Consider the following 24,089-nt stretch of genomic DNA (forward strand, 5'->3'; position numbering starts at 1 on the left):
CAGTATCCTGTATACACAAAAAAATAAAAAATTGTCGTTTTAAAGTATAAAACAAATTATATGTTATTAATGTGATGAAATTATACCCATATATAAATAAAATGAAACAGATAAATGATTAATTAACAATAATATATTTTTTAAATCCTAAACTTGAAATAAATAAATTTTATTATGAAAAAAAGAAAAGCATACATCTTCATAAATTGAATATTTATTTAATAGGGGGAGGTGATATATTGTTTATCACAGTGATATTATTTTTAGTAGGTTTCCTATTAATTACTAAAGGCGCAGATATCTTTATAAATTGTACTGTAGAGATAGGTAGAAAAACAAACATATCAGAAATCATACTTGGAGCAACTATCGTTAGTTTTGCGACAACATTACCTGAATTTACAGTGTCTTTACTTGCTTCTATTGATGGTCATACTACAATGAGTTTAGGAAATGCAGTTGGTTCTATAATATGTAATACAGGGTTAGCATTAGGATTAGTTGTTTTTATAAGTCCATATAATGTAGATAAAAAAATGTTTTTTTCTAAGTCTTTACTATTAATAGTATCTGTTATAGTTTTAATTTTATTGGGTTTAGATGGAGTTATAACAAGAGGAGATTCGTTATTGCTTATAATAATATTAATCTTTTATATGGTTAATAATTATAGAAGTGTAGTTGGAAAATCTACTAAAAATAGAAATATTAAAAATAGTACTATTAAAGATATACCTACTAAAAAGAGTAAGAATTTTAGAGGTTTTTCTGTAGTAGAAATTTTAAAAATACTAGCACTTTTTGCTACAGGTTTGATAATGATGATAATTGGTTCACAGATTCTTATAGAGAGTGGAGTAAGAATAGCTAGTTTTTTAAATATACCTCAAGGTATAGTAAGTTTAACTATAATAGCACTTGGAACTTCTCTGCCAGAGATAGTTTCGTCGATTACTGCTATAAGAAAAAATCATCATGAAATATCAGTAGGAAATATTTTAGGTGCAAACATATTGAATATAGTATCAGTAATAGCCGTATCAGCAATACCAAATAACATACCAATATTATCCCAAAATAGGCAATTGGATATACCATTTATGATATTATTATTATTAATAGTCATAGTACCAACGCTTAAATCAAACAGACTTAGCAGAATACAAGGGATATTGATGTTATTTACATATTTTCTATACATATCAATTTTGTATTTCATGTATATTATTTAACTATACTGTTAAAAATATTAATTGCAGAATATCCTAAAAAAGTATATAATGGATAGGTTAAGATTAATTGATAACGGAGAGGAATAATATATGAATATAACAAAGTTTGAAGATTTACCAATAAGTGAAGGAATAAAAAAAGCTATAGCTGAAATGGGGTTTGAAGAGCCATCTCCTATACAAGCACAGTCTATACCTGCGATTTTGTCAGGTAAAGACGTTATAGGACAAGCACAAACTGGTACGGGGAAAACAGCAGCTTTTAGTATACCTATACTAGAAACAATAGACCCAAATAATAGAAGTTTACAAGCTGTAGTACTTTGTCCAACAAGAGAGCTTGCAATACAAGTATCAACAGAAATAAGAAAGCTAGCTAAATATTCGCACGGAATAAAGACATTACCTATATATGGTGGTCAACCAATAGATAGACAAATAAAATCTCTAAAGAGTGGAGTACAAGTTGTAATAGGTACACCAGGACGTACAATAGACCATATCAATCGTAAAACATTAAAAATGGATAATGTAAAAATGATTATATTAGATGAAGCAGACGAAATGCTAGATATGGGATTTAGAGAAGATATAGAAATGATTTTAAGCAAGATTCCTGAGGAAAGACAAACAACTTTCTTTTCAGCTACTATGCCAAAAGGAATTTTGGAATTAACTAAGAGATATCAAAAAGACCCAGAACATATAAAAGTTGTTAGAAAAGAACTTACAGTTTCAAATACAAAGCAATACTATATAGAAACTAGGTCATCAAATAAATTAGAAGTATTATGTAGATTAGTTGATGTATATGACCCTAAGTTATCTGTTGTTTTCTGTAACACTAAAAGAAAAGCAGATGAATTAGTAGGAGATTTACAAGCAAGAGGATACTTTGCAGATGCTTTACATGGTGATTTAAAGCAGACTCAAAGGGATATAGTAATGGATAAGTTTAGAAATGGTACAATAGATATACTTGTTGCTACTGATGTTGCAGCTAGAGGTATAGATGTTGATGATGTTGAATGTGTATTCAATTATGATTTACCACAAGATGAAGAGTATTATGTTCACAGAATTGGTAGAACTGGTCGTGCTGGTAGAGAAGGTATGTCATTTACTTTTGTATTTGGAAAAGAAATGAGAAAGATGAAAGATATAGAAAGATATACTAAATCTAAATTGATAAAACATAACATACCAACAATAACTGATGTTGAAGAGAAAAAAGTAGGTACTTTCTTCGCACAAGTTAAGCAAACTATTGAAGAAGGACACTTAACTAAACAATTACAATGGTTAGAAAGCTTCTGTAATGATGAAGACTATGCAATGGTTGACATAGCTGCTGCACTTGTGAAGTTATCTCTAGGTGAAGAAATGAAAGAAGAAATAATAGAAGAAAAACCTAGAAGAGAGCGTGGAGAACGCGGAGATAGAAAAGGTAGTACTGGAGCTAAGGATGGTATGATTAGATTATTTATCAATATTGGTAGAAATCAAAGAGTACAAGCTAAGGATATAGTTGGTGCTATAGCTGGAGAGGTTGGAATACCAGGTAAAGTAGTAGGAACTATAGATATATATGATAAGTATACTTTTGTTGAAATACCTAAAAAAGATGCTAAGACAGTAATTGAAAAGATGAAAGATATTAAGATAAAAGGTAATAAGATTAATATAGAAAAAGCGAATAAAAAGAAAAAATAATTTATAGCATGTAAAAATATAATTAGAAAATATATAAAATAATATATTGAATATTTAAAAAGCCTAATGTGTTTTCAAAACAGATGTGTAGAATCTGTAATAGTTAACAACATAAGGCTTTTATTGTTTTATATAATATTATTATGAGGAGCATTTTAAAAATAATTTATAATTTGACTTAGTAGATGTAAAAAAAATTAAAATCTATAACAAAATAAAAATTAATATATGATTTTCATTTGAGAATACGATTTAATATGTTAATATACATTTTTCCAGTGTGTTGTGAAAAAATGTATATTAGTTCCTCTTTTTCAAATCTTATTTGAAAAAGAGAATATTAATTATATATACAGTTTGGATTATAATAAAAAATGTAAGATAACAAAGGGGAGAAAAAGATGTCAATGACTTATATGGACCCTAGGGTTTTTTTGATTTTAGAAATGGTGTTAAAAGAAGACACAAACACTCTAGAACAGTTTTCAAGTGTTCTAGGTGTCAGTACTAGGACTATCAGAAATTATATAAACCAGATTAATCGAGAATTAAAAGATGGTATTGCTAAAATAGTTAAGAATGAAAAAGGTACATATAGTATAAGAATTGAAGATGAAAGTAAATTAATTGAAATTGTAAATTTCAATAGAGGAAAGGCATCAAATTTTATAAATTTAAATTCACCTGATGAAAGGGTAAATTATGTTCTTGATATTTTAACTATGACTAACAATCCAATTACTATAGATGATTTGGCTGAAGAGATATGTATAGGAAGAACAACGTTAATAAAAGATTTAAAAAAGGCAGATAAGATTTTAGCAGATTACGACTTGGAGTTAAAAAGAAAGCCAAATATAGGTATGATTTTAGTTGGCGAAGAAATGGATATAAGGTTATTAGTTCTTGATAGGTTATATGAAAATTATATTGATATACTGGAAAACGTTAATCACATAAGAGTTATTAAAAAGGGTGATATTGAATGTCTTAGAGACGAATTAAAGAAGTTATTTAATCAAGAAGAACTCTATATAACAGAGCAGGTCTTAATGGATGTTGAAAGATATATAATAATATCTGTTTTAAGAAATCTAAATGGATATAAATTTGAAAAGATAGATAAGAGATTTGAAGTCATAAGATGTTCAGATGAATATATTTTAGGATTAAAACTTAAATCTTTATTGGAAAAGATATTTAATATAGTTTTAAATGAAAAAGAAACCATATTTTTGACAATGCCATTAATAGGCAGAAAAGCTCCTAGTACAAAGTTAGCACTTAGTAGCATAAAGATAAATGATAGTGTAAAAGAAGTTGTAGATGAAGTAACTAGTTTTCTATTGGAGACATCTGGGATTGATTTTAAAGAAGATAAGAAGCTCATAGAAAACCTAGAATATCATTTGTATTTTGCACTTAATAGAATGAGGTTTAACATAAGGGTAAAAAATCCATTATTGCAAGAAATAAAGGAGAGATATACATTTCCATACAGTGTAGCAAAGATAGCTGCAATGATAATTGAAGAAAAGTTTGACTTAAAGATATGTGAACACGAAATAGGATATATAGCATTACATTTTGGAAGTTATTTCGAAAAAAGTTCAAGAAAGATTCTAAATGTAAACAGAGTGGCAGTTGTTTGTGGAACTGGTCTTGGGACTGCACAACTCATCAGGATAAAAATAGGAAAAATTCTTGGAGAAAGTGTTGAAGTAAATACTTTTTCTGATATAGAAGCCAAGGCTAATTTGGAGTTATTAAAGTACTATGACCTAGTGTTTACAACAGTAGACTTTAAGACAGACTTAGATGTTCCAATATTTAGAGTAAATGCCTTATTTAATGAAGAAAGTATAAAAAAAGAAATAGAAAATGCCATACTATTGAAAAATAGTATAAATCTTAAATCTATAAAGCATATTGAAAAGAATATTCCTTTTATAGGTAAATTAGTTGAGGAAGATAAGTTTTTTATACTGAATAATGACACATTCATGGAAAATTTAGAAGAAATGTTAGTAAAGCTAGTACATAAAGGAATTATTGATTTGGAGTTTAAGGAAAATGTATTAAAAAGGGAACAGAAATCTTCTACAGCACTAGATAATTACATAGCATTACCCCATTCAGTTATCTCTAAAGGAGAAAATCTTTATCTGGCATTTGGTATATTAGAAAATCCAGTAATTTGGGATACAAAAGAAATTAGAATAATAATATTAATGATAATTCCAGATAAGAATGTAGAAAGTACAGATTTGATAATAAAAAGCTATGAAGAGGTACTTGAAATAGGAAGAGATAAAAAAATGGTAGAAGCACTTGCTAAAGTAAAATCATTTGATGAATTTTATAAAATAATTACCAAGAGGAGGTAATAATATGGACCCAGTAATTTTTATTATAGTATCACTTATTGCAGTTTATTTATTAAATATTTTTCTTGGATACTTACAACTTAAAGATTTTAATAAAAATTATATTGAATTAAAAAGAAAAGGTAGAGTTGCAATAGGCAGAAAAAAAGGAAGAATATCATCAGGTACAATTGTGCTAATACTCATAGATGAGGATGGTGCAATTGTTGAAACTAGGAAAATGCAAGGTGTTACAGTATTAGCAAGAGTAAAAGTGTTTGAAGGGCTAGTAGGAAAAGACTTAGGGGACATAACAAAATCAGATTTAGCTGAGTATAATAAACTACTAAAAAAAGCAATACTAGATGCAGTCAAACAGTACATAACATTTGAAAAAAATAGATGTGAGAGTACAAATAGTACTAGTACTGATGAAGAATGCAATGCAGAAGTAGTTTAAAAATATATATTTATAAGGAGGAGTTAATATGACGCAATTTTTTCAAGTATTAGCAAGTGGTGCAGACAGTTTTATGAATTTATTTAGGGCAGGAGGTCAACAATTTGTAGGATTTGTAACAGATATAGTTCCACTTTTAGTAGCTTTATTGGTTACGATGAATGCAATTATCAATTTTATAGGTACAGATAGAGTCGAGAGGCTTGCAAAAAAATGTTCTGCAAATATATTTACTAGATATTTAATATTACCAGTACTTGGTACATTCGTATTTGCAAATCCAATGACATTATCACTTGGAAGATTTTTGCCAGAAAAATTTAAACCTAGTTATTTTGCAGCAGCAAGTTTTTCATGCCATACAATGAATGGATTATTTCCACACATTAATCCAGGAGAGCTATTTATATATCTAGGAATTGCAAATGGTATAACAACTTTAGGATTTTCAACAGCAGATTTAGCAGTTAGATATTTACTAGTTGGTATAATTGCAAACTTTATTAAAGGTGTGGTTACTGACTATACGACAAAATTTGTAGAGAAGCAACAAGGAATATCATTAAATTCAGATATAAATATTGGATAATTATTTTAAGATATAATTAAATTTATTCTAAGTGAAAGTAAATTGTTTTATATAATAAGTAGATTGTTTTGAATAGTAATTAAATAAATTAATATAAGAAAGTTACATATAAGATAGCAGAAAGTTAACATGAGATGTAAGAAAATAAATAATAGTATTAAAGGATTTAAAATAAGATAACTAAGAAAGAAATGGATAGAATTAGGATTAAGAGAATAACTTAAATAAAAAAATAGTGTATATAGGAGGAGCATTTGTATGTCATTTAATAAAGTTAAAATAGTAAAAGGTTCTGGAGGATGGGGAGGACCATTGATAATAGAGCCAACAGAAAAGAAAAATAAGGTAGTATATGTAACTGGAGGAGCAAAACCAGAAACTGCAGTAAGAATAGCTGAACTTACAGGTTGTGAATTAATAGATGGATTTTCGCAAGGTGTTAAAGATGATGAAATAGCATGTGTAATAATAAATTGTGGCGGTACATTAAGATGTGGTATATATCCTCAAAAGAAAATACCAACTATAAATATAATGAAGACAGGTAAAAGTGGACCATTAGCAATGTTTATAAAAGAAGATATATATGTTTCAGGGGTAAAACCAAACAATGTAGAGCAATTATAATTGTGGATGTAGGAGGAAAAAAATATGGCTTATGATACTAAAAAGAAGATAAGTGAACAGAGTCAAGGAATTGTCGCAAAAATAGGTATAGCACTAGGTAATGTGACAAGTACTCTTTTTCAAGCTGGTAGAGATACTATAGATACATTAATACACACTATATTGCCTTTTATGGCTTTCGTTGCAGTCCTAATAGGTATAATAAATCAATCAGGTGTAGGAAATTGGGTAGCCAACTTGCTTACTCCATTAATAGGAAATGTTGGAGGGCTGGTTATTTTATCAATAATATGTTCATTTCCATTGTTGTCTCCATTTCTTGGACCAGGAGCCGTTATAGCTCAGATAGTAGGGGTATTAGTTGGGACAGAAATAGGAAAAGGAAATATTCCACCAAGTTTAGCATTGCCAGCACTGTTTGCAATAAATTCACAAGCAGCATGTGACTTTATACCAGTAGGGCTTGGTCTTGCAGAAGCTGAACCTGATACAGTTCAAGTAGGAGTTCCATCAGTTTTATACTCTAGATTTTTAACAGGTGCACCAACTGTTCTACTAGCATGGTTAGCAAGTTTTGGATTATATAAATAAAAGAATACTTTATAAATAATTAGAGAAAGGTTCAGTTGATATGGAATTAATATACAGTACCCAAATAAATAAAATAGGAGATAATGCAAATGAATTTTTAGAACATAACATGTTTGTAACTTTCAAAGATAATGCTCCTCAAGAATTAGAAAATTACTGTTATATACATTCTGAAAATAATTTAGTAAAAGAAATACTTACGAATGATGTGTTATCAATAAATAATGTTGATTATAAAATTACTTCTGTTGGTGAGTTAGTAAATCAAAATCTTTCAGAATTAGGTCATATAACATTTAAGTTTACAGGTGAAAAAGATGGAGCAATTGGAGGGACCTTATATCTTGAAAAAAAAGAAATAGCACCTATTGGCGTAGGTACTATACTAAAAATAATTAGAAAATAAAATTTAAAACTAATCTAATCATATTATAAGTAAATTATAGATAAAAGTCAATTTAACTAATCAAGTTAGCTTCTAATGTGATATAAAAGGGGAAATGAAAATGAGAAAAGTAGCTTTAGTAGTTGGAGGAGGAAGAAGTTTAGGTGAATTTTTATCTAAACATCTAGGTAAAGTAGGTTATGATGTTGCTATTGCGGACTTAAATGAAGATAATGCAAAAAAAGTAGCTGAAGAAATAGAAAAAGAGTTTGATTGTAAATCCATAGGATATGGCTGTAATGCCACTGATGAAGAACAGGTTATAAGTACTGTTGAAAAGATTGAAAGTGATTTTGATAGGATTGATTTATTGGTATACAATGCAGGAGTGGCTGTAAGTAAAAAAATAACTGATTTTGGATATAGAGATTTTAAATTTATTGTAGATGTAAATTTAAATGGGTATTTTCTATTTGCAAGAGAAGTATCTAAGGTCATGATATCAAAAGGCATTGAAGGTAGAATAATACAGATAAATTCAAAATCAGGTAGAGTAGGTAGCAAGCATAATTCAGGATATTCAGCAGGTAAATTTGCTGGAGTGGGTCTTACTCAAAGTTTGGCATTAGATTTAGCAGAGCATAAGATAACTGTAAATGCGTTGATGCTTGGAAATTTACTTGATTCTGATATGTTTGAAAGTTTAATTCCTCAATATGCAGTAAAATTGGGGATACCTGAATCAGAAGTTAAGCAAGTTTATATAGATAAAGTACCTCTAAAAAGAGGTTGTAGATTTATAGATGTTGCAAATATGCTTACATTTTACGCTTCTAAGGAAGCTGAATATTGTACAGGTCAATCTATAAATATTACTGGTGGACAAGTTATGTAAAATTTTTATAACCTTTCAATTTATGTATATCAGAGATATATCAATTGAAAGGTTATTTTTATGATTAATAACTATAGTATTCAAGCGAAATTAGAAGTCAGTCAGTTTTTAGAAGTGAATTTTTCAATAATATTATATTTATGAAGTATTTTTAAATTTAATTTGATAAAATATATTTATGCTTTATATAAAGTAGTTTTGAGTATATAAAATTTAATAAATTACAGGAAATATGATAGTTCTTAATAAGGAAAGAAGGATACTTTATGGATACAATAAAAAAATTAAGTCATGGTTGTACACTAGATTGCCATGATTGTTGCAAATTTAATGTTTATATTGAAGGAAATAACATAATAAAAATTGAAGGAGATAAAAACCATCCTTACACAAAAGGATTTATATGTAAAAAGGGATTGGCTCATTTAGATAGACTAAATCATAAAGAGAGGATAGAGACTCCAATGCTTAAAGTTGATGGAGTATGGAAGAAAATCTCTTTTGATGAAGCTATAGAGATAATGGCAGAAAAGCTTATAGACTATAAAGAAAAGTACACATCAAAGTCTGTTATGCATTATGACCAATATGGAAGTGGGTCTGTATTAAAATACATAGGAGATATATTTTTTAACTTTTATGGAGGAGTTAGTAGACACAAGGGTGGTCCATGTTGGAGTGCAGGAATGCATGCTCAAAAGTATGATTTTGGAGAAGCTAAAAGTAATGCCATAGAAGACATGTTAAATAGTAAAAGCATATTTGTATGGGGAAAAAATCCAGCATATACTACAATTCATACTATGCAAATAATTAAAAAGGCTAAAGATAAAGGAATACAGATAGTAGTAATTGACCCCATATATACAAAAACAGCTCAAATAGCAGATAAGTACATAAAAGTAAATCCTGGAACAGATGGAGCTTTAGCTATAGCTATGGCAAAAGTTATAGTAGAAGATAAATTATATGATGAAGAATATATAAATTCATATGTTATTGGTTTTGAGGAGTACAAAAAATATTTGCATTCATTGGAATTAAGTTTTTTAATTAATGAATGTGGAGTTAAAGAGAAGGATATAAGAGAACTAGTTGATTTATATACCAACAAATATTCAACTATAAATCTTGGGTATGGACTTCAGAAATATAAAAATGGAGGAAATACAATAAGAGCTATAGATGCTTTAGGGGCTATAACAGGTCAAATCGGTTTTAGTGGTGGAGGTATAAACTATGCCAATAAGGTTTATCCAAATATTCTAAACTCTGACCCTTATAATAGCCAGTCATATGGAGAAGATAGGGAGTTTTATGTAAGTAATATTAGTGAATTTATAGAGAAATCTTTAAAAGATGCATTAAATGAGTCTGATGATAAAGATAGTAAAACAAATCTTGTATCAAGTGAATTAAATAACTTATCAAATAAATCAATAAAAACTAATGTTCCAATAAAGATTGCTGTTATAACCAAAAGTAATCTGATGAATCAATTGCCAGATTTAGTAAAGCTAGAGAAAGTGTTTTCAAAGATTGAATTTAAAGTGTGTTTTGATATGTTTATGACTGATACAGCCACGTTATGCGACTTGTTTATACCTTGTACAAATACACTAGAAAGTGAAGATATAATCTATAGTTCAATGACTAATCCATATATAACTTATAATGAAATAGCAGTAAAACCAAAACATAAATTGATGGATGAATACTATTTCTTTATGGAGTTAGCTAAAAAGATGGGGATTAAAGATTATCCATTTGTTAGAAAAAGTGAATATCTAGAAAAAGTAATTGAACCACTTAGAAAATTTGATAAAAATCTAAATATAGAAAAACTTAAAAATAGCTACTTCACTATACATAATCCTGTTGCTTGGGAAGATAAGAAATTTGAGACTCCATCTGGAAAGTATGAGCTTTATTCAGAACGAATAAAAAGCTTAGGAATAAGCCCAATACCTGTGTATATGAATCATAAATCTAAAAATACAAAAGAGAAAAATGAAAATACTTATTTTAGATTATTGACTAATCATCATGCAGATACTTTGTTTAGTCAACACTTTATGGATAAGACTTCTATATCACAAGCATATATAAATAAATGCATGGCTAAACAATTAGGCATTAAGGATAAAGACATTGTGACTTTAAACTCAAAAAAAGCAAAAATAGATGTACAAATAAATATAGACGATGGAGTGGGTGATTATATAGTAAAAATGTATGTTGGTTGGTGGAAGAAACATGGGAATCCAAACAGTTTGACAGACTCTGGCATATCAGACTTTGGCGGTCAGGTAACATACAATGAAAGTATGGTAGAAATAATACGACAAAACTAGTTAAATTTCATTGAAGGAATAAAAATACAATTATAGAATTGATTAAAAGTTACTATTTTTACAAAACTATTGAAGGAGGGATTTTGATGGTAAATTATTCCTTAGAACATAAGAATCTATACATAGAATTTATGTGCTCAGAACTAGACCACCATGTAGCCAATGAAATAAGGGAAGAAATAGATAACTTATTAAGTGTAAATCAAGTTAGAAATGTTGTATTTAATTTTGAAAATATTAATTTTATGGATTCTTCAGGTATAGGTGTCATCATAGGTAGATATAAAAAGATTTCTAATGAAGGGGGACGAGTTTCAGTAATTAATATAAGTTCACGAGTTAAGAAGATTTTTGATTTATCTGGGTTAAATAAAATTATTGGCATTTATGATACGTATGAAGAAGCTCTAAGTTCTTTGTAGGGAGGAGTATGTGATGAATAATATTATGGAAGTTAAATTTTCGGCAATATCTGAAAATGAAAGTTTAGCAAGAGTTATAGTAGCATCCTTTGCAGCTAAATTAGACCCAACAGTAGATGAATTAGTGGATATAAAAACTGCTGTCTCTGAGGCTGTTACAAATGCTATAATACATGGATATGAAGAAGATAGTTCTAAATTTGTTTTTTTAAGATGTGAGATAGAGGGAAATACTATAAAAATTATAGTTGAAGATGAAGGGTATGGAATAGAAAATGTGGAGAAGGCAATGGAACCACTTTATACATCAAAACCAGAACTTGATAGATCAGGAATGGGATTCACAGTAATGAAAAGCTTTATGGACGATGTAGAGGTAAGTTCTGTAAAAGATAATGGTACTAGAATTGAAATGTCTAAAAAAATAAATGTGCCTAAATAAAGTCCAAAAGTGAGGTTTTATTATGGAAGTAACTGTTGCCAGAGAAGAAAAAAAACCTCTTCTTAGTCATGAGGAGACTCTAGAACTTATTGACAAAGTTCAAAATGGAGATGAAGAGGCAAAAGAAATATTAATATCAAGCAATTTAGGTCTAGTTAGGAGCGTTGTATCTAGATTTTTAAATATAGGATATGATAGAGAGGATTTATTTCAGTTAGGTTCTATAGGCTTAATAAAATCAATATATAAATTTGACCCAAAATTTAATGTAAAATTCTCTACTTATGCAGTACCTATGATTTTAGGTGAAATAAAGAGGTACTTAAGAGATGATGGTATGATAAAAGTATCAAGGTCATTAAAGCAAATAGCTGTAAAGGCCAAGATGGAAAGTGAGTCATTAACCAAAAAGTTAGGTAGAGAACCAAGTATAGAAGAATTGGCTAAAGCAATTGATGTAGAAAAAGAAGATTTAGTAATGGCTATGGAAGCTAATTTCAACGTTGAGTATTTACAAGGTGTTATTCATGAAGAGGAAGGTTCTCCAATATGCCTTATTGATAAAATAAGCATGAAAGGAGAAAGTGAGGAAGAAAAAGTAGTAGATAATATACTATTAAAAGATATACTTGGAAAATTAGATAAGAGAGAACGTCAAATAATAGTTCTCAGATATTTTGAAGATATGACTCAAAGTGAAATAGGAGAAATGCTCAATATATCACAGGTTCAAGTATCTAGGATAGAGAAAAAGGTGTTGTCTAAATTAAAAGAATATATATCGTGAGAATACTTATGATATATAAAATAACAAAAGATAATAAAAATATTACTTAAATAAACTGTAATAGCTTTTGATATTAGATTTTTAAACTATGATTAAAAATTTCTCAATTAGAATAAAAAATATTAAAAAGTAAGGTGTCTTTATAAAAGAAAATAAATTATTTTCTTTATGAGACATCTTTTTTATTTTTTGATAAAACTTTAAACTGTCAAAATAAATAATAGGTTTATTTTTTTAAAATTAACAAATAATACTTTAGAGAGGTGTTTAGTATGGATAAAAATTATAAAAAATATGTAGACCAAATAAGCCCAAAACCTACATATTTAAAAAACTATACACTTGCATTTATTGTAGGTGGAATTATTTGTATGATAGGGCAAGCAATAAATGATTTATACATGAAAGTTGGAGGTCTTGATAAATTAGGTGCTAGTTCTGCAACATCAATAACACTAATATTTATAGGGGCATTTTTAACTGGACTAGGAGTTTACGACTTAATCGGAAAAAGAGCTGGAGCTGGTTCTATAATTCCAATAACAGGTTTTGCAAACTCAATAGTATCTCCAGCTATGGAGTATAAAAGAGAAGGTTATGTATTAGGTGTAGGTGCAAACTTATTTAAAATTGCAGGACCCGTTTTAGTTTATGGAATAGGTTCTTCTATTTTATGTGGGATTATTTATTATATTTTTAAGATGTTTTAGATGGTTTTTATTTAATTTAAACTCTATTAATTGCAAAATAGCTATGAAAGTTGAAAATTAACTATGAAGCTTGTTAGTTAGAAAATAGTTATGAAGATTTCAATTGATATTAAAAAATTAAATATTAAAATGTAAAATTAAAAAGGTGTGAAAATATGAAAAATAAAAGAATTGGAAAAAGAACAGTAAAGTTAGAAAATAAACCAACAATAATATCAACTGGAACTATAGTAGGCTCTAAAGAAGGTGAAGGGCCATTAAAGGACTATTTTGATATGATTATGACTGATGATTTATATGGTGAAAAAACTTGGGAATTAGCTGAAAGTAAGATGGTAGAGACTGCATCTCAAAAAGCTATACAAAAAGCAGGAAAAAAACTAACAGATGTAAATTACATGTTAGGTGGAGATTTAATAAATCAAATAGTACCAGCATCATTTGCAGCAAGGGAATTGGCAATTCCATTTTTAGGTATATATGGAGCCTGTTCTACAATGGCAGAAGGTCTTTGTATAGGCTCTATGCTTATAGATGGTGGTTTTGCAGATTTAGTATTATCAGGTACATCAAGTCATTATTGTACAGCAGAAAGACAGTTTAGATTTCCTCTAGAACTTGGAAATCAAAAACCAATGACAGCACAATGGACGGTTACAGGAGCAGGAAGTGTATTATTAGCTCCTAATGGAGATGGTCCTAAGATAAAATATGTTACAGTTGGTAAAGTAATAGATGAAGGTATTGATGATGGTAATAATATGGGACCAGCTATGGCTCCAGCAGCAATAGATACAATATATTCTTATTTTGAAGATACTAATGATGACCCAAATAGCTTTGATATAATTGCTACTGGAGATTTGGGTACTCTTGGAAAACAGATAACAGAGGACTTTTTGAAAGAAAAAGGTCTAGACATATCAAAATGTTATACTGACTGTGGTATAGAGATGTTTAATCTTAAAGAGCAAGATGTCCACTGTGGTGGAAGTGGATGTGGATGCTCAGCTACAGTGTTTGCAGGATATATATATGATAAGTTGAGAAAAAAAGAATTTAATAAAGTAATGCTTGTATCAACTGGAGCATTACTGTCACCAACAAGTACACTACAAAAGCAGACAATACCATGTGTTGCACATGCAGTAGTAATAGTAAATGAGTAGGAAGTGATATATATGTTAATGGACTATGTAAGAGTGTTTATTGTAGGTGGAATTATATGTTTAATAGCCCAAGTAATGATGGATTACTTTAAAATGCAAACTCCATATGTTATGGTAACATATGTAACAACTGGTGTAGTTTTAACTTTTCTAGGTCTTTACGAACCATTAGTTAAGTTTGCAGCAGCAGGTGCAACAGTTCCTATAATAGGATTTGGATATTCACTTGCTACAGGAGTAATAAAGTCAATTCAAAGTGATGGCTTTTTAGGTATTTTCTTAGGTGGTACAACTGCTACAGCTGGTGGGATAGCAGCGGCTATATTCTTTGGATATATTATGTCAGTAGTATTTACACCGAAAGCAAAGCCATAAATATTACTTAAAAGAATAATAAAATTTAAAATAGTAGCTTTTTATAAAATAGGTAGATATCTTTCAGATTCTGCCTATTTTTCATATAAAGAAACGTTTACATAATTGAAGTTGACAATTATTTACAACATAGTGTAGTATTATATTATCAAAATAAAATGAAGTGAAGTAGGGGATAAAGATGGTAACTATTAAAGATATTGCAAGGAATCTAGGTATCAGTTATTCAACCGTTTCTAGGTGCTTAAATAATAATCCTAATGTATCTGAAAAAACAAAAAAGAAGGTAGTAGAAGAAGCTAATAGACTAGGGTTCCATTTTAATGTAAATGCAAGAAATCTGGCAAAAAAAGAAACAAACAGAATTGGGGTAATCTTTTCAAATAATTTTAATCACCAAGATACTAGAAAGTTTTTTAGTGATATAATGGACAGTTCTATAAATTCTATTGAGACTAATAAATACGATTTTATAATACAACCTAATAATAACATTAGTGGTGACAGTAATGTATATAAAATGGTTAATGGACAAATGGTAGACGGATTAGTAATTGTATCTCAATCAATAAAAAAAGAAGAGTATGAATTTTTAAAAGATAATAATTTTCCACATGTATTTATATATTTTAAACCATCTTTTGTAGGAGAAGTAGACAATTTCTTTTGGGATGATAATGTATATGGTGGTTATATAGCCACTAAGCATTTAATTGACCATGGTCATAAGGATATAATAACAGTAACTTCAGATGATAAAAGCTCAAAAATGCATGAAGATAGAACAAAGGGATATTTGAATGCTATGGAAGAGGCAAATTTAAAGACTGAGGTTATTGAATCTAAAATGGACTTTGAATCTCAAGTTGAGCTATTAGAAAAGCATATTGATAAAATAAAAAAAGCATCAGCTATATTTGTACAACAAGATGTACCAGCAATTTCTATAATACAAGAATTAAAAAATACTTATGGTATAAATGTACCAGAAGATATTTCCATAATAGGATATAATAATATTGAATTAATATCATATTTTAGGTCTCATTTATCAACGATAGATGACCCAAGAGAACAAGTTATAAAAAATGGAGTAGATAGTTTAGTAAATATAATAAATAAAAAAGGAACAGAACATATTCCAAGAAAACTATATCCAAGGTTAATAATACGAAACAGTGTTAAAAGAATAAAATAGTAAATTTTTAAATATCATAAATGTACTAGAAGTATTATAGTTTGTATAAATTAATCTAAAAAATAATATGAATTGAAATTAAAAGGAGTAAGTGTATATCAGTACATTGTACTCCTTTATTTATTTAGAACGTTTTCATAAAATCAGTAAATAATTTTATTAGATTAGTTAATAATTTACTATTTAGATAATATAGTTCAATAAATTATTTGTGTTTTATATCATGAATCTTCAATGTCTTATTTTGATTCATAACTAAAAGTATATAAAAATGATGAATAATATATATTATACATTATCAATGATAGGTTATATAATAAAATCACTAACAATTATATTATAAGAAAATTATAAAAATTACAAGGAGGTATAGAAATGAAAGAAAAAGCAGGGATTAGAAATGCCATAATAGCAGCCTTTATAATCACAATATTGGCGGAATTAATCGGTCCTATTTCATTTAAAGTTATGGGTATTAATATAACTTTACTTAGTATACTATGGGCTATCTTTATAGGGATGGCTGTTTCGCCTCATTTATTAGGACGAGTTATACCAGCTCTAAAAAAATTTATAGGTGATAATGAAATAAATGTATCTCCATATTTGTTGTCTTTAACACTATATCCATTAGGAATAATGTTTGGAATCAATGCAGGTCCTAAAGTAGGTATATTACTTCAAGCAGGACCAGCACTTTTATTACAAGAATTTGGTCATATGGGTACAATGTTGATTGCATTACCTGTTGGAGTTGCATTAGGTCTTGGGAGAAGTGCATTAGGAGGTACTTTTTCATTATGTCGTGACACAGCACTAGGAATTATTGGAGATAAGTATGGGTTAAATTCACCAGAAGGTATAGGAACATTAGGAACTTACATAAGTGGTAGTATATTTGGGACATTATTATTCTCATTTTTGGCACCAGTAGGTGTACTTTTAGGATTTCATCCATATGCTTTAGCAATGGCATCAGGAATGGGAAGTGGTTCGATGATGGGAGCTGCAACAGCATCATTAATGAATACGGTTCCACAGATGTCAGAACAGATTTTAGCATATTCAGCAACTAGTGGTTTGATTACAGCTGTTACTGGAATATATATAGAGTTATTTTTATCTTTACCAGTAGCCAATTATTATTATAGTAAAGTAGCTCCAATTATTGAAAGATTCAGAGGAAGAAAAACAAAAACAAGTAATGACTTATAAAGGAGGGTGTATGTATGGAAAAGACTTTTAAGACTATTATAGAACAGGTAAAAATAGTACTGTTTATATATATTATTATTTGCTTTGGACAAATGATAGCACTTAAGACTCAGGCTAAGGATTTATTAATTGGAAGTGTATTTGGTTTTTTGTTAGTTATAGTTGCTATTATAATTAAGAACTTCGTTAAAAAACCTAATTTACCAGGTTTTGCATGGGCTACTTTAGTTGCATTCGTTTTATCACTTCCAATATCACCAGTGGGAGATATTATAGCAACTAATGTAGGTAAAATCAATTTTATGTCTACAGTAACACCATTGTTAGCCTTTGCAGGAATTTCTGTAGGTAACCAATTGGATATATTAAAGACTTTGAGCTGGAAGTTAGTAGTTATATCATTTATAGTTATGACATCTACTTACTTTGGTTCTGCCTTTATATCTCAAACAGTTTTAAGATTAAATGGAATGCTTTAAGGAGGTAGGTAAACATGAATGAATTAAAATTAAAAATCAAAGAAGAAATAAAAGTGTTATCTGAAGAAAAGAAGACATCATTTGAAAATGTATCTGATTATTTATTTGCAAATCCAGAATTGGCATTTGAAGAACATAAGTCACAAAAAGCATTATGTGATTTATTAGAAGAGAATGGATTTGATGTAACTAAAGGTGTAGGAGGATTAGAGACCTCTTTTGAGGCTGTTTATTCAAATGGTAATGGAAAAACAGTAGCTTTTTTAGCTGAGTATGATGCACTTCCAGGGATGGGACATGCATGTGGGCATAATATTATAGGTACAAGTTCTGTTGGTGCTGGCATCATATTAAAAGAAATAATGAAAAAACACAATATAGAAGGAACTGTAAAAGTGTTTGGAACACCTGCAGAAGAAAGAGTGGGTGGAAAAATAACTATGATTAAAGAAGGTGTATTCAAAGACGTAGATGCTGCATTAATTTTACACCCAAGTGATGCTTCAATGCCTGATGATATATCATTTGCTCAAGTTAATTTAAAATTTGATTTTAGTGGAAAGGCATCTCATGCTGCTGCTTATCCTTGGGAAGGAAAAAGTGCTTTAAGTGGAGTAATCGCATTGTTTAACAGTGTAAATAGCATGAGATTACATCTTAAAGATTATGCAAGAGTACATGGTATTATAACTGATGGAGGTAGCATACATAATATAATTCCTGAAAAATCTACAGCTATATTTAATGTAAGAGCTTTAAGTATAGAGTACTTAAATGAGATTTGTGATATGCTTAAAAATTGTGCCAAAGGAGCAGCAATTTCTACAGGAACTAATGTAGATATAGTTCAATTAGATGAAGTATACAAAGAAATTAAAAATGATTCAGAATTAGTGAATATAGTTAGAAGTAATTTCGAAGTGTTAGGTGAGGATTATGTTGAAAGAGATTTAAGTCAAGGTATTGGTTCAACTGATACTGGAAATTTAACTCATGAGATACCTGCAATACAAGCATATATTAAATTAAAGGAAGATACTGCAACTCATACAGATGAATTTGCTGTTGCAGCTGGTGGTGAGGAAGGCAGAGTAGCGCTTATAAAAGCAATTAAGGTGTTAGCAATGTGTGGAGTAGATGTTTTATATAAGTAAATAATATATAATTTTAAAATATATATAAGAAAGGAAATTAGATTAGACATGATATTAAAACAAGTGATAGAGGTTTATGACATTTTAGATAAAGCAACCGCTAATGGAGAAGAAGTTAAGTCTTATCTACAATCTTATGGTGAAGTAGATGTAACAGTCAAAGAATTGTCTTCAAGTAAAGGTTCAACAGATTTAGTCAAACTTACAATACCTGGTAAGAATGGCAAATCAAATGGTGGAGATGCACCTACTCTTGGAATTTTAGGTAGATTAGGTGGGATTGGAGCAAGGCCAGAGGTAACAGGCTTTGTATCAGATGGTGATGGAGCATTAGTAGCGATTGCAGTTGCTGCAAGACTTTTGGATATGCAACGAAAGGGAGATATGTTAGATGGAGATGTTATAATCTCAACTCATATTTGCCCAGATGCACCAACTAGAGAACATCATCCTACACCTTTTATGGATTCACCAATAGATATGATGACTATGAATGAAAATGAAGTTGATAATAGTTGCGATGCAATACTTTCAATAGATACTACTAAAGGAAATAGAATAATCAATAATAGAGGATTTGCAATATCACCAACTGTTAAAGAAGGTTACATATTGAAAACTAGTGACAATCTTTTGGATATCATGCAGACTGTGACTGGGAAAGCTCCATTTGTGTTTCCACTATCAATTCAAGATATAACACCATATGGAAACAATCTATATCATTTAAATAGTATTTTACAACCAGCTGTAGCTATAGACGCACCCGTAGTAGGAGTAGCGATTACTACAGAGGTGCCTGTTGCTGGATGTGCTACAGGTGCAACTAATTTTAGTGATTTAGATTCAGCAGGCAGATTTGCAATAGAAGTTGCTAAGCTATTTGGTAGAAATAAGTGTGATTTCTATGATAAAGAAGAATGGGAAATGCTTATTAAAAGATACGGTAAATTAAATAGATTTCAGACATTTGGTATACAGTAATTAAAATCAGGTCTATAAATTTGTGATAAACTGTATGGAATATTTTAACAAATAGGAATAAATTATATGATGTAATCATAAAAAAGGAGTGTCTTATAGATAATTTAAAAAATTATCTATAAGACACTCCTTATATTTTTATTTAAATCTTAGTTTTTGTTAACTTAAGTTGCAGGGGTACCACCACTATCAGGTGTATTGGTAGAGCCACCACCATTATTATTCCCGCCATTATCAGGAGGGGTAGAGCCACCACCATTATTATTTCCACCATTATCAGGAGTAGTAGAGCCACCACCATTATTATTTCCACCATTATCAGGAGTAGTAGAGCCACCACCATTATTGTTTCCGCCATTATCAGGAGGAGTAGAGCCACCACCATTATTACCTGAATTATTGTTGTTGTTATTATCTTCTTCTTGTTGATTGTTATCTGGTTTCTTTGTATCTTCAGATGATGGTTGAGAACTTACTCTAGTAGGAGCAGTACCTTCAATAAATGCTGCTTTAGAGCCAGAAGACTGCTTTCCTCCATCATCTAAATTAATTTTTGTAAAATATACATTTTTAGGAACTTCAAATTCAGTTACTGTTAAGTTAGCATGTATCTTTGACATAATTTTTTCCCATAATTTCGCAGTACTAGTACTTCCACGAGGAACTTCTCTACGTTTTATGGTGTTACCAGAATCATCTTTTCTTCCAGCATCATCTCCGATATAAGTTGCTCCAACATAATAAGGTGTATAACCAACAAACCAAGCATCATATGCACTATTTGTAGTACCTGTTTTACCTGCTACAGGCATTCCATTTGGAAGTGCTGCTATACCACCAGTACCTTCAGTAATTACGCTTTCTAACATATCTGTAACAACATAAGCTACTTCGGGTTCTACAACTTTATGTTCTTCAGGAGCATTTTTAACTAATAATTGACCATCAAAAGTAGTTATAGTAGTGAAAATTGATGGTTCTACATAAACTCCTTGATTTGCTAATGTACCATAAGCAGCAGCCATCTGAAGTGGAGTAATACCATTTGCCATACCACCTAGTGTTAATGATGGGAATTGCCTATCAGTTGCTCCTGATTGACTATTCTTCACAGTTGTTATACCAAAGTTCTTTAAGTAGTCCATCATTATATCTATACATTCATCATAAGAATCTCCAAGCATCTCAGCAGTTTTTACAGCTATTGTATTTGAAGATTTAGCAAGAGCTCTACGTAAACTCATAGAACCATGACCAGCAGTAGTAGTTCTTGGGTTCCATTTAGTATTCTCTTCAAACTTATATCCTCCTCTAGCATCACTTAGAGAGGTTGCTTGTGTAATTTTTAAAGTATCAATAGCTGGTGTATAAATTGCCAGAGGTTTTATAGCAGAACCTGGTTGATGAGGGTTAGTAGCACGGTTTAAAGTTTTTCTACCACTTATATTTCTTCCTCCAGCTAGTGCTCTTATTTCACCATTTTTATAATCTAAGATTACCATTGCAGATTGCGGTTGACTAACTCCATCAGGACCGACCATATGTCCTGGGAAATTGCTATTTTTATCATATTCTTCTTCTAAAGCATCTTGCATTTTAGGGTCTATAGTTGTATTTACAATTAGACCTCCATTGTAGAATAGGTTTTGAGCTTCATCATTTGTATGTCCTTGTTCCATTAGAGCATTTATAACTTCACTTTCAATAAGGTCTTCTACAGATGAAGAAACTTTGTCAGATGATTTAGGTAATTTTATTTCTATTTTAGCTTTGATTGCTTCATCATATTCGCTTTGCTTTATATATCCTAATTCTAACATTTTCTTTAGAACAACTTCTTGTCTTTTCTTAGCTTCTGGATTACTTACAGCTTTTCTTACAACTAATGTACCTGCTTTTAATTGTCTATAAGTATCATTAGATATAAGTTCCCAAGAATTTATTTTCTCAATCATATCAAAGTCTACTTTTGTAGGGTCATCTAAATCATCATCAGTTGTATTAACAAAAAATAATAATTTATTTTCTAAATCACCCTTAGTTTCACTTCCATCTAATTTAGAAGTTTTATAAGCTGAAAATTTTGATGGATTTTTAGTTGAACCAGCAAGAAGTGCTGACTCAGCTATAGTAAGGTCAGATGCAGACTTATCAAAATAACCACGTGCACCAGCCTCAGCACCTGCTAGACCTCTACCAACGAAAAAGTTATTTAAATAAGTTTCTAGTATTTTATCTTTACTTACTGTTTTACTCATCTCATATGCATAGTAGATATCCTTTATTTTACGAGGTAGAGTTTGTTGTTCAGTTGTTAACAACATTTTGGATACCTGCATAGGAATAGTACTACCACCTTGTTTAGTACCTGTAAGAGTCTTTAATACTGACCTAAATAAACCTTTAATGTCGACACCTTTATGTTCATAAAAACGTTCATCTTCTATTGCAATTACAGCATGTTGAAGATGCTTTGAAATCTTATCTAATGGAACAGGTGTCTTTTTATTTACACTTGGAGCTGTAGATAATGTTTTTCCATTAGCGTATTTAATTGTAGTTGTTTGGTTTGTCTGTTTATCCAAGACAGCCTCTGTAACTGGAGAGACATCTCTCAGTGATGCAAATACTAAACCAGCAGTACCAGCAGTACCAACAACTAGTAAAACTAAAAATACTATACCAAATACTCTCAGTTTTCTAAATTTATCGCTTTTTTTAGATTTTTTCTTGTTTTTTGTTGAACGAGTTTTGTTAGCTGAACTTCTATTAATTGGTTTGTTTGTATTACTAGAGGAGCTAACTTTTTTTCTTCTAATTTTATTTCCATTTTTATCATTATCGTTATTCATAAGATTTTAACCTCCTTACTTAATGCAATATTATAACACAAATAGGAGTAGTTTTGTAATTAATAGAAAAAATGAATTTGCTATAATATTCTGTACATTGTAAATATGTATAAACATAATGTATTAAAAAGTCTATATTTTTATTTTATTTATTTTTGACAAATATTATAAAAATTATGCTAAAGCTACATATAAATAAATAGGAGGGGATAATTTTGAATAGAATAGTAGATAGAAAAAAGAAAAATGAATTTAGAAAAATTGTAGCTATTTTTTTGTTAATTCTTTTCTTGTCTGTATTTATAGGCAGTTTTATATATATAGATAAAACTTTAAGACCAACAATAACAGTGTTGGCAGAAACTAAAGCTCTTGAATTAGCAAATAGGTCCATAAATAAAGCTGTTGCTGAAATGGTAGAAGGAAAAATAAACTATGAAGATTTAATGGATATACAGCTTGATAACAATGGCAAAATAACTATGATACAAGCAAATACTATAATGATGAATGAGATTGCCTCTGCAATAGCTTTAGAAATACAGGATGAATTAAAAAAAGCTAAGACAGCAAGTTCTTACATACCTATAGGAACAGCATTAGGAAGTCCTATATTAGCCAAATACGGTCCTAGGCTTGAAGTTTCCATTGAACCTATAGGAACGGTATCAGTAAACTTTAAAACGGAATTTGAATCGTCAGGTATCAATCAAACAAGACATAGAATATATTTAGAAGCCCAGACACAAGTTAAAGTAGTAATACCACTTATAACTTCAACAAAACAAATCAAAGCACAAATACCTATTTGTGAAACTATAATAGTAGGTGATGTTCCAGAAAGTTATGTAAATATACCAGAAAAAAATCTAGGTAATGTTTTACCTAACACTGGAAAGAATGCTAATAAGTAATATAAATTTCCATATTTTTAAATAAATTTGAAAAAGTAGTTTATAAATAAAAATTTTGTAAATAATATTAATATAATTTCAATAAAAAATTATATTTTATACTATGTAAAATATTTAATATATTTGGTCTATGGTGTAAATAGATTACATTTAGACCAAATATATTATTAATCATA

Annotated in this window: 22 protein-coding genes and 1 pseudogene; 22 read left to right on the top strand and 1 reads right to left on the bottom strand. The window is 29.4% G+C overall.

Features of this window, described 5'->3' with window-relative positions; all coding sequences use genetic code 11:
• The first annotated feature begins 239 nt into the window (after positions 1 to 239).
• The 21 genes and pseudogenes from Q3223_RS09390 (at position 240) to Q3223_RS09490 (ending at position 20,147) form a co-directional block, all read left to right on the top strand.
• A complete protein-coding gene (locus Q3223_RS09390; protein WP_054269405.1) occupies positions 240 to 1,232 on the top strand; it encodes a calcium/sodium antiporter in 993 nt (330 codons plus the stop codon).
• A 90-nt stretch (positions 1,233 to 1,322) separates the two neighbouring features.
• Positions 1,323 to 2,945 (top strand): DEAD/DEAH box helicase, encoded by a 1,623-nt coding sequence (locus tag Q3223_RS09395; protein WP_054269406.1) that lies wholly within the window; start codon positions 1,323 to 1,325, stop codon positions 2,943 to 2,945.
• Between the two features lie 401 nt (positions 2,946 to 3,346).
• Positions 3,347 to 5,332, top strand: a complete 1,986-nt coding sequence (locus tag Q3223_RS09400; protein ID WP_407811894.1) for a BglG family transcription antiterminator — start codon at positions 3,347 to 3,349, stop codon at positions 5,330 to 5,332.
• A gap of 4 nt (positions 5,333 to 5,336) precedes the next feature.
• A complete protein-coding gene (locus Q3223_RS09405) occupies positions 5,337 to 5,771 on the top strand; it encodes a transcriptional regulator GutM (protein ID WP_054269408.1) in 435 nt (144 codons plus the stop codon).
• Between the two features lie 28 nt (positions 5,772 to 5,799).
• On the top strand, positions 5,800 to 6,360 hold the full coding sequence (locus Q3223_RS09410; RefSeq protein ID WP_054269409.1) for a PTS glucitol/sorbitol transporter subunit IIC: 561 nt from the start codon (positions 5,800 to 5,802) through the stop codon (positions 6,358 to 6,360).
• 258 nt (positions 6,361 to 6,618) lie between these two features.
• A pseudogene (locus Q3223_RS09415) lies at positions 6,619 to 7,119 on the top strand (PTS sorbitol transporter subunit IIB); the annotation flags it as partial.
• A 39-nt stretch (positions 7,120 to 7,158) separates the two neighbouring features.
• Entirely contained in the window at positions 7,159 to 7,578 is a 420-nt protein-coding gene (locus Q3223_RS09420) for a PTS sorbitol transporter subunit IIB (protein ID WP_407811900.1), read from the top strand.
• A gap of 40 nt (positions 7,579 to 7,618) precedes the next feature.
• Complete coding sequence (locus Q3223_RS09425; protein ID WP_054269410.1) at positions 7,619 to 7,984, top strand: PTS glucitol/sorbitol transporter subunit IIA; 366 nt, start codon at positions 7,619 to 7,621, stop codon at positions 7,982 to 7,984.
• Positions 7,985 to 8,084: 100 nt separating this feature from the next.
• Positions 8,085 to 8,858 (top strand): sorbitol-6-phosphate dehydrogenase, encoded by a 774-nt coding sequence (gene srlD, locus Q3223_RS09430; protein ID WP_407811895.1) that lies wholly within the window; start codon positions 8,085 to 8,087, stop codon positions 8,856 to 8,858.
• Positions 8,859 to 9,124: 266 nt separating this feature from the next.
• Positions 9,125 to 11,212: a molybdopterin-dependent oxidoreductase gene (locus Q3223_RS09435; RefSeq protein WP_407811896.1), complete on the top strand. Its 2,088-nt coding sequence runs from the start codon at positions 9,125 to 9,127 to the stop codon at positions 11,210 to 11,212.
• An 86-nt stretch (positions 11,213 to 11,298) separates the two neighbouring features.
• Positions 11,299 to 11,634 carry an anti-sigma F factor antagonist gene (gene spoIIAA / locus Q3223_RS09440; protein WP_054269412.1) on the top strand — a complete coding sequence of 112 codons (336 nt, stop codon included), beginning with the start codon at positions 11,299 to 11,301 and terminating at the stop codon, positions 11,632 to 11,634.
• Between the two features lie 13 nt (positions 11,635 to 11,647).
• On the top strand, positions 11,648 to 12,076 hold the full coding sequence (spoIIAB, locus tag Q3223_RS09445) for an anti-sigma F factor (protein ID WP_054269413.1): 429 nt from the start codon (positions 11,648 to 11,650) through the stop codon (positions 12,074 to 12,076).
• Between the two features lie 22 nt (positions 12,077 to 12,098).
• On the top strand, positions 12,099 to 12,863 hold the full coding sequence (gene sigF, locus Q3223_RS09450; protein WP_054269414.1) for an RNA polymerase sporulation sigma factor SigF: 765 nt from the start codon (positions 12,099 to 12,101) through the stop codon (positions 12,861 to 12,863).
• A gap of 272 nt (positions 12,864 to 13,135) precedes the next feature.
• Positions 13,136 to 13,573 (top strand): stage V sporulation protein AC, encoded by a 438-nt coding sequence (spoVAC, locus tag Q3223_RS09455; RefSeq protein ID WP_003418420.1) that lies wholly within the window; start codon positions 13,136 to 13,138, stop codon positions 13,571 to 13,573.
• Between the two features lie 155 nt (positions 13,574 to 13,728).
• Positions 13,729 to 14,742, top strand: coding sequence for a stage V sporulation protein AD (gene spoVAD, locus Q3223_RS09460; RefSeq protein WP_054269415.1), 1,014 nt, complete (start codon positions 13,729 to 13,731; stop codon positions 14,740 to 14,742).
• Between the two features lie 12 nt (positions 14,743 to 14,754).
• Positions 14,755 to 15,117, top strand: a complete 363-nt coding sequence (gene spoVAE, locus Q3223_RS09465; RefSeq protein ID WP_003418423.1) for a stage V sporulation protein AE — start codon at positions 14,755 to 14,757, stop codon at positions 15,115 to 15,117.
• Between the two features lie 181 nt (positions 15,118 to 15,298).
• On the top strand, positions 15,299 to 16,315 hold the full coding sequence (locus Q3223_RS09470) for a LacI family DNA-binding transcriptional regulator (protein WP_054269416.1): 1,017 nt from the start codon (positions 15,299 to 15,301) through the stop codon (positions 16,313 to 16,315).
• A gap of 375 nt (positions 16,316 to 16,690) precedes the next feature.
• The gene (locus tag Q3223_RS09475; protein WP_021383560.1) at positions 16,691 to 17,530 is read left to right on the top strand and encodes a DUF3100 domain-containing protein; all 840 of its coding nucleotides are present in this window, start codon (positions 16,691 to 16,693) and stop codon (positions 17,528 to 17,530) included.
• 14 nt (positions 17,531 to 17,544) lie between these two features.
• Positions 17,545 to 18,009, top strand: a complete 465-nt coding sequence (locus tag Q3223_RS09480; RefSeq protein ID WP_054269418.1) for a hypothetical protein — start codon at positions 17,545 to 17,547, stop codon at positions 18,007 to 18,009.
• Between the two features lie 14 nt (positions 18,010 to 18,023).
• Positions 18,024 to 19,163, top strand: coding sequence for a M20 family metallopeptidase (locus Q3223_RS09485; protein WP_054269419.1), 1,140 nt, complete (start codon positions 18,024 to 18,026; stop codon positions 19,161 to 19,163).
• A gap of 48 nt (positions 19,164 to 19,211) precedes the next feature.
• On the top strand, positions 19,212 to 20,147 hold the full coding sequence (locus tag Q3223_RS09490; RefSeq protein ID WP_054269420.1) for a DUF1177 domain-containing protein: 936 nt from the start codon (positions 19,212 to 19,214) through the stop codon (positions 20,145 to 20,147).
• Between the two features lie 164 nt (positions 20,148 to 20,311).
• Here Q3223_RS09490 and Q3223_RS09495 read toward each other — a convergent pair whose 3' ends face one another.
• A complete protein-coding gene (locus Q3223_RS09495; protein ID WP_231301011.1) occupies positions 20,312 to 22,999 on the bottom strand; it encodes a transglycosylase domain-containing protein in 2,688 nt (895 codons plus the stop codon).
• A gap of 215 nt (positions 23,000 to 23,214) precedes the next feature.
• On the opposite strand from Q3223_RS09495, the gene yunB reads away from it, so the two are divergent.
• Positions 23,215 to 23,913, top strand: a complete 699-nt coding sequence (gene yunB / locus Q3223_RS09500; RefSeq protein ID WP_054269422.1) for a sporulation protein YunB — start codon at positions 23,215 to 23,217, stop codon at positions 23,911 to 23,913.
• Positions 23,914 to 24,089 lie beyond the last annotated feature (176 nt).

Origin of the sequence: Clostridioides sp. GD02367, assembly GCF_045900275.1 — a bacterium.
GTDB classification, from domain to species: domain Bacteria; phylum Bacillota; class Clostridia; order Peptostreptococcales; family Peptostreptococcaceae; genus Clostridioides; species Clostridioides difficile_A.

Excerpts from the sequence above, each read along its gene's own strand:
- Q3223_RS09395 (WP_054269406.1), top strand. The coding sequence starts at position 1,323 with ATGAATATAACAAAGTTTGAAGATTTACCAATAAGTGAAGGAATAAAA.
- Q3223_RS09400 (WP_407811894.1), top strand. The coding sequence starts at position 3,347 with ATGTCAATGACTTATATGGACCCTAGGGTTTTTTTGATTTTAGAAATG.
- Q3223_RS09405 (WP_054269408.1), top strand. The coding sequence starts at position 5,337 with ATGGACCCAGTAATTTTTATTATAGTATCACTTATTGCAGTTTATTTA.
- Q3223_RS09410 (WP_054269409.1), top strand. The coding sequence starts at position 5,800 with ATGACGCAATTTTTTCAAGTATTAGCAAGTGGTGCAGACAGTTTTATG.
- Q3223_RS09420 (WP_407811900.1), top strand. The coding sequence starts at position 7,159 with ATGGCTTTCGTTGCAGTCCTAATAGGTATAATAAATCAATCAGGTGTA.
- Q3223_RS09425 (WP_054269410.1), top strand. The coding sequence starts at position 7,619 with ATGGAATTAATATACAGTACCCAAATAAATAAAATAGGAGATAATGCA.
- srlD (WP_407811895.1), top strand. The coding sequence starts at position 8,085 with ATGAGAAAAGTAGCTTTAGTAGTTGGAGGAGGAAGAAGTTTAGGTGAA.
- Q3223_RS09435 (WP_407811896.1), top strand. The coding sequence starts at position 9,125 with ATGGATACAATAAAAAAATTAAGTCATGGTTGTACACTAGATTGCCAT.
- spoIIAA (WP_054269412.1), top strand. The coding sequence starts at position 11,299 with ATGGTAAATTATTCCTTAGAACATAAGAATCTATACATAGAATTTATG.
- spoIIAB (WP_054269413.1), top strand. The coding sequence starts at position 11,648 with ATGAATAATATTATGGAAGTTAAATTTTCGGCAATATCTGAAAATGAA.
- sigF (WP_054269414.1), top strand. The coding sequence starts at position 12,099 with ATGGAAGTAACTGTTGCCAGAGAAGAAAAAAAACCTCTTCTTAGTCAT.
- spoVAC (WP_003418420.1), top strand. The coding sequence starts at position 13,136 with ATGGATAAAAATTATAAAAAATATGTAGACCAAATAAGCCCAAAACCT.
- spoVAD (WP_054269415.1), top strand. The coding sequence starts at position 13,729 with ATGAAAAATAAAAGAATTGGAAAAAGAACAGTAAAGTTAGAAAATAAA.
- spoVAE (WP_003418423.1), top strand. The coding sequence starts at position 14,755 with ATGTTAATGGACTATGTAAGAGTGTTTATTGTAGGTGGAATTATATGT.
- Q3223_RS09470 (WP_054269416.1), top strand. The coding sequence starts at position 15,299 with ATGGTAACTATTAAAGATATTGCAAGGAATCTAGGTATCAGTTATTCA.
- Q3223_RS09475 (WP_021383560.1), top strand. The coding sequence starts at position 16,691 with ATGAAAGAAAAAGCAGGGATTAGAAATGCCATAATAGCAGCCTTTATA.
- Q3223_RS09480 (WP_054269418.1), top strand. The coding sequence starts at position 17,545 with ATGGAAAAGACTTTTAAGACTATTATAGAACAGGTAAAAATAGTACTG.
- Q3223_RS09485 (WP_054269419.1), top strand. The coding sequence starts at position 18,024 with ATGAATGAATTAAAATTAAAAATCAAAGAAGAAATAAAAGTGTTATCT.
- Q3223_RS09490 (WP_054269420.1), top strand. The coding sequence starts at position 19,212 with ATGATATTAAAACAAGTGATAGAGGTTTATGACATTTTAGATAAAGCA.
- Q3223_RS09495 (WP_231301011.1), bottom strand. The coding sequence starts at position 22,999 with ATGAATAACGATAATGATAAAAATGGAAATAAAATTAGAAGAAAAAAA.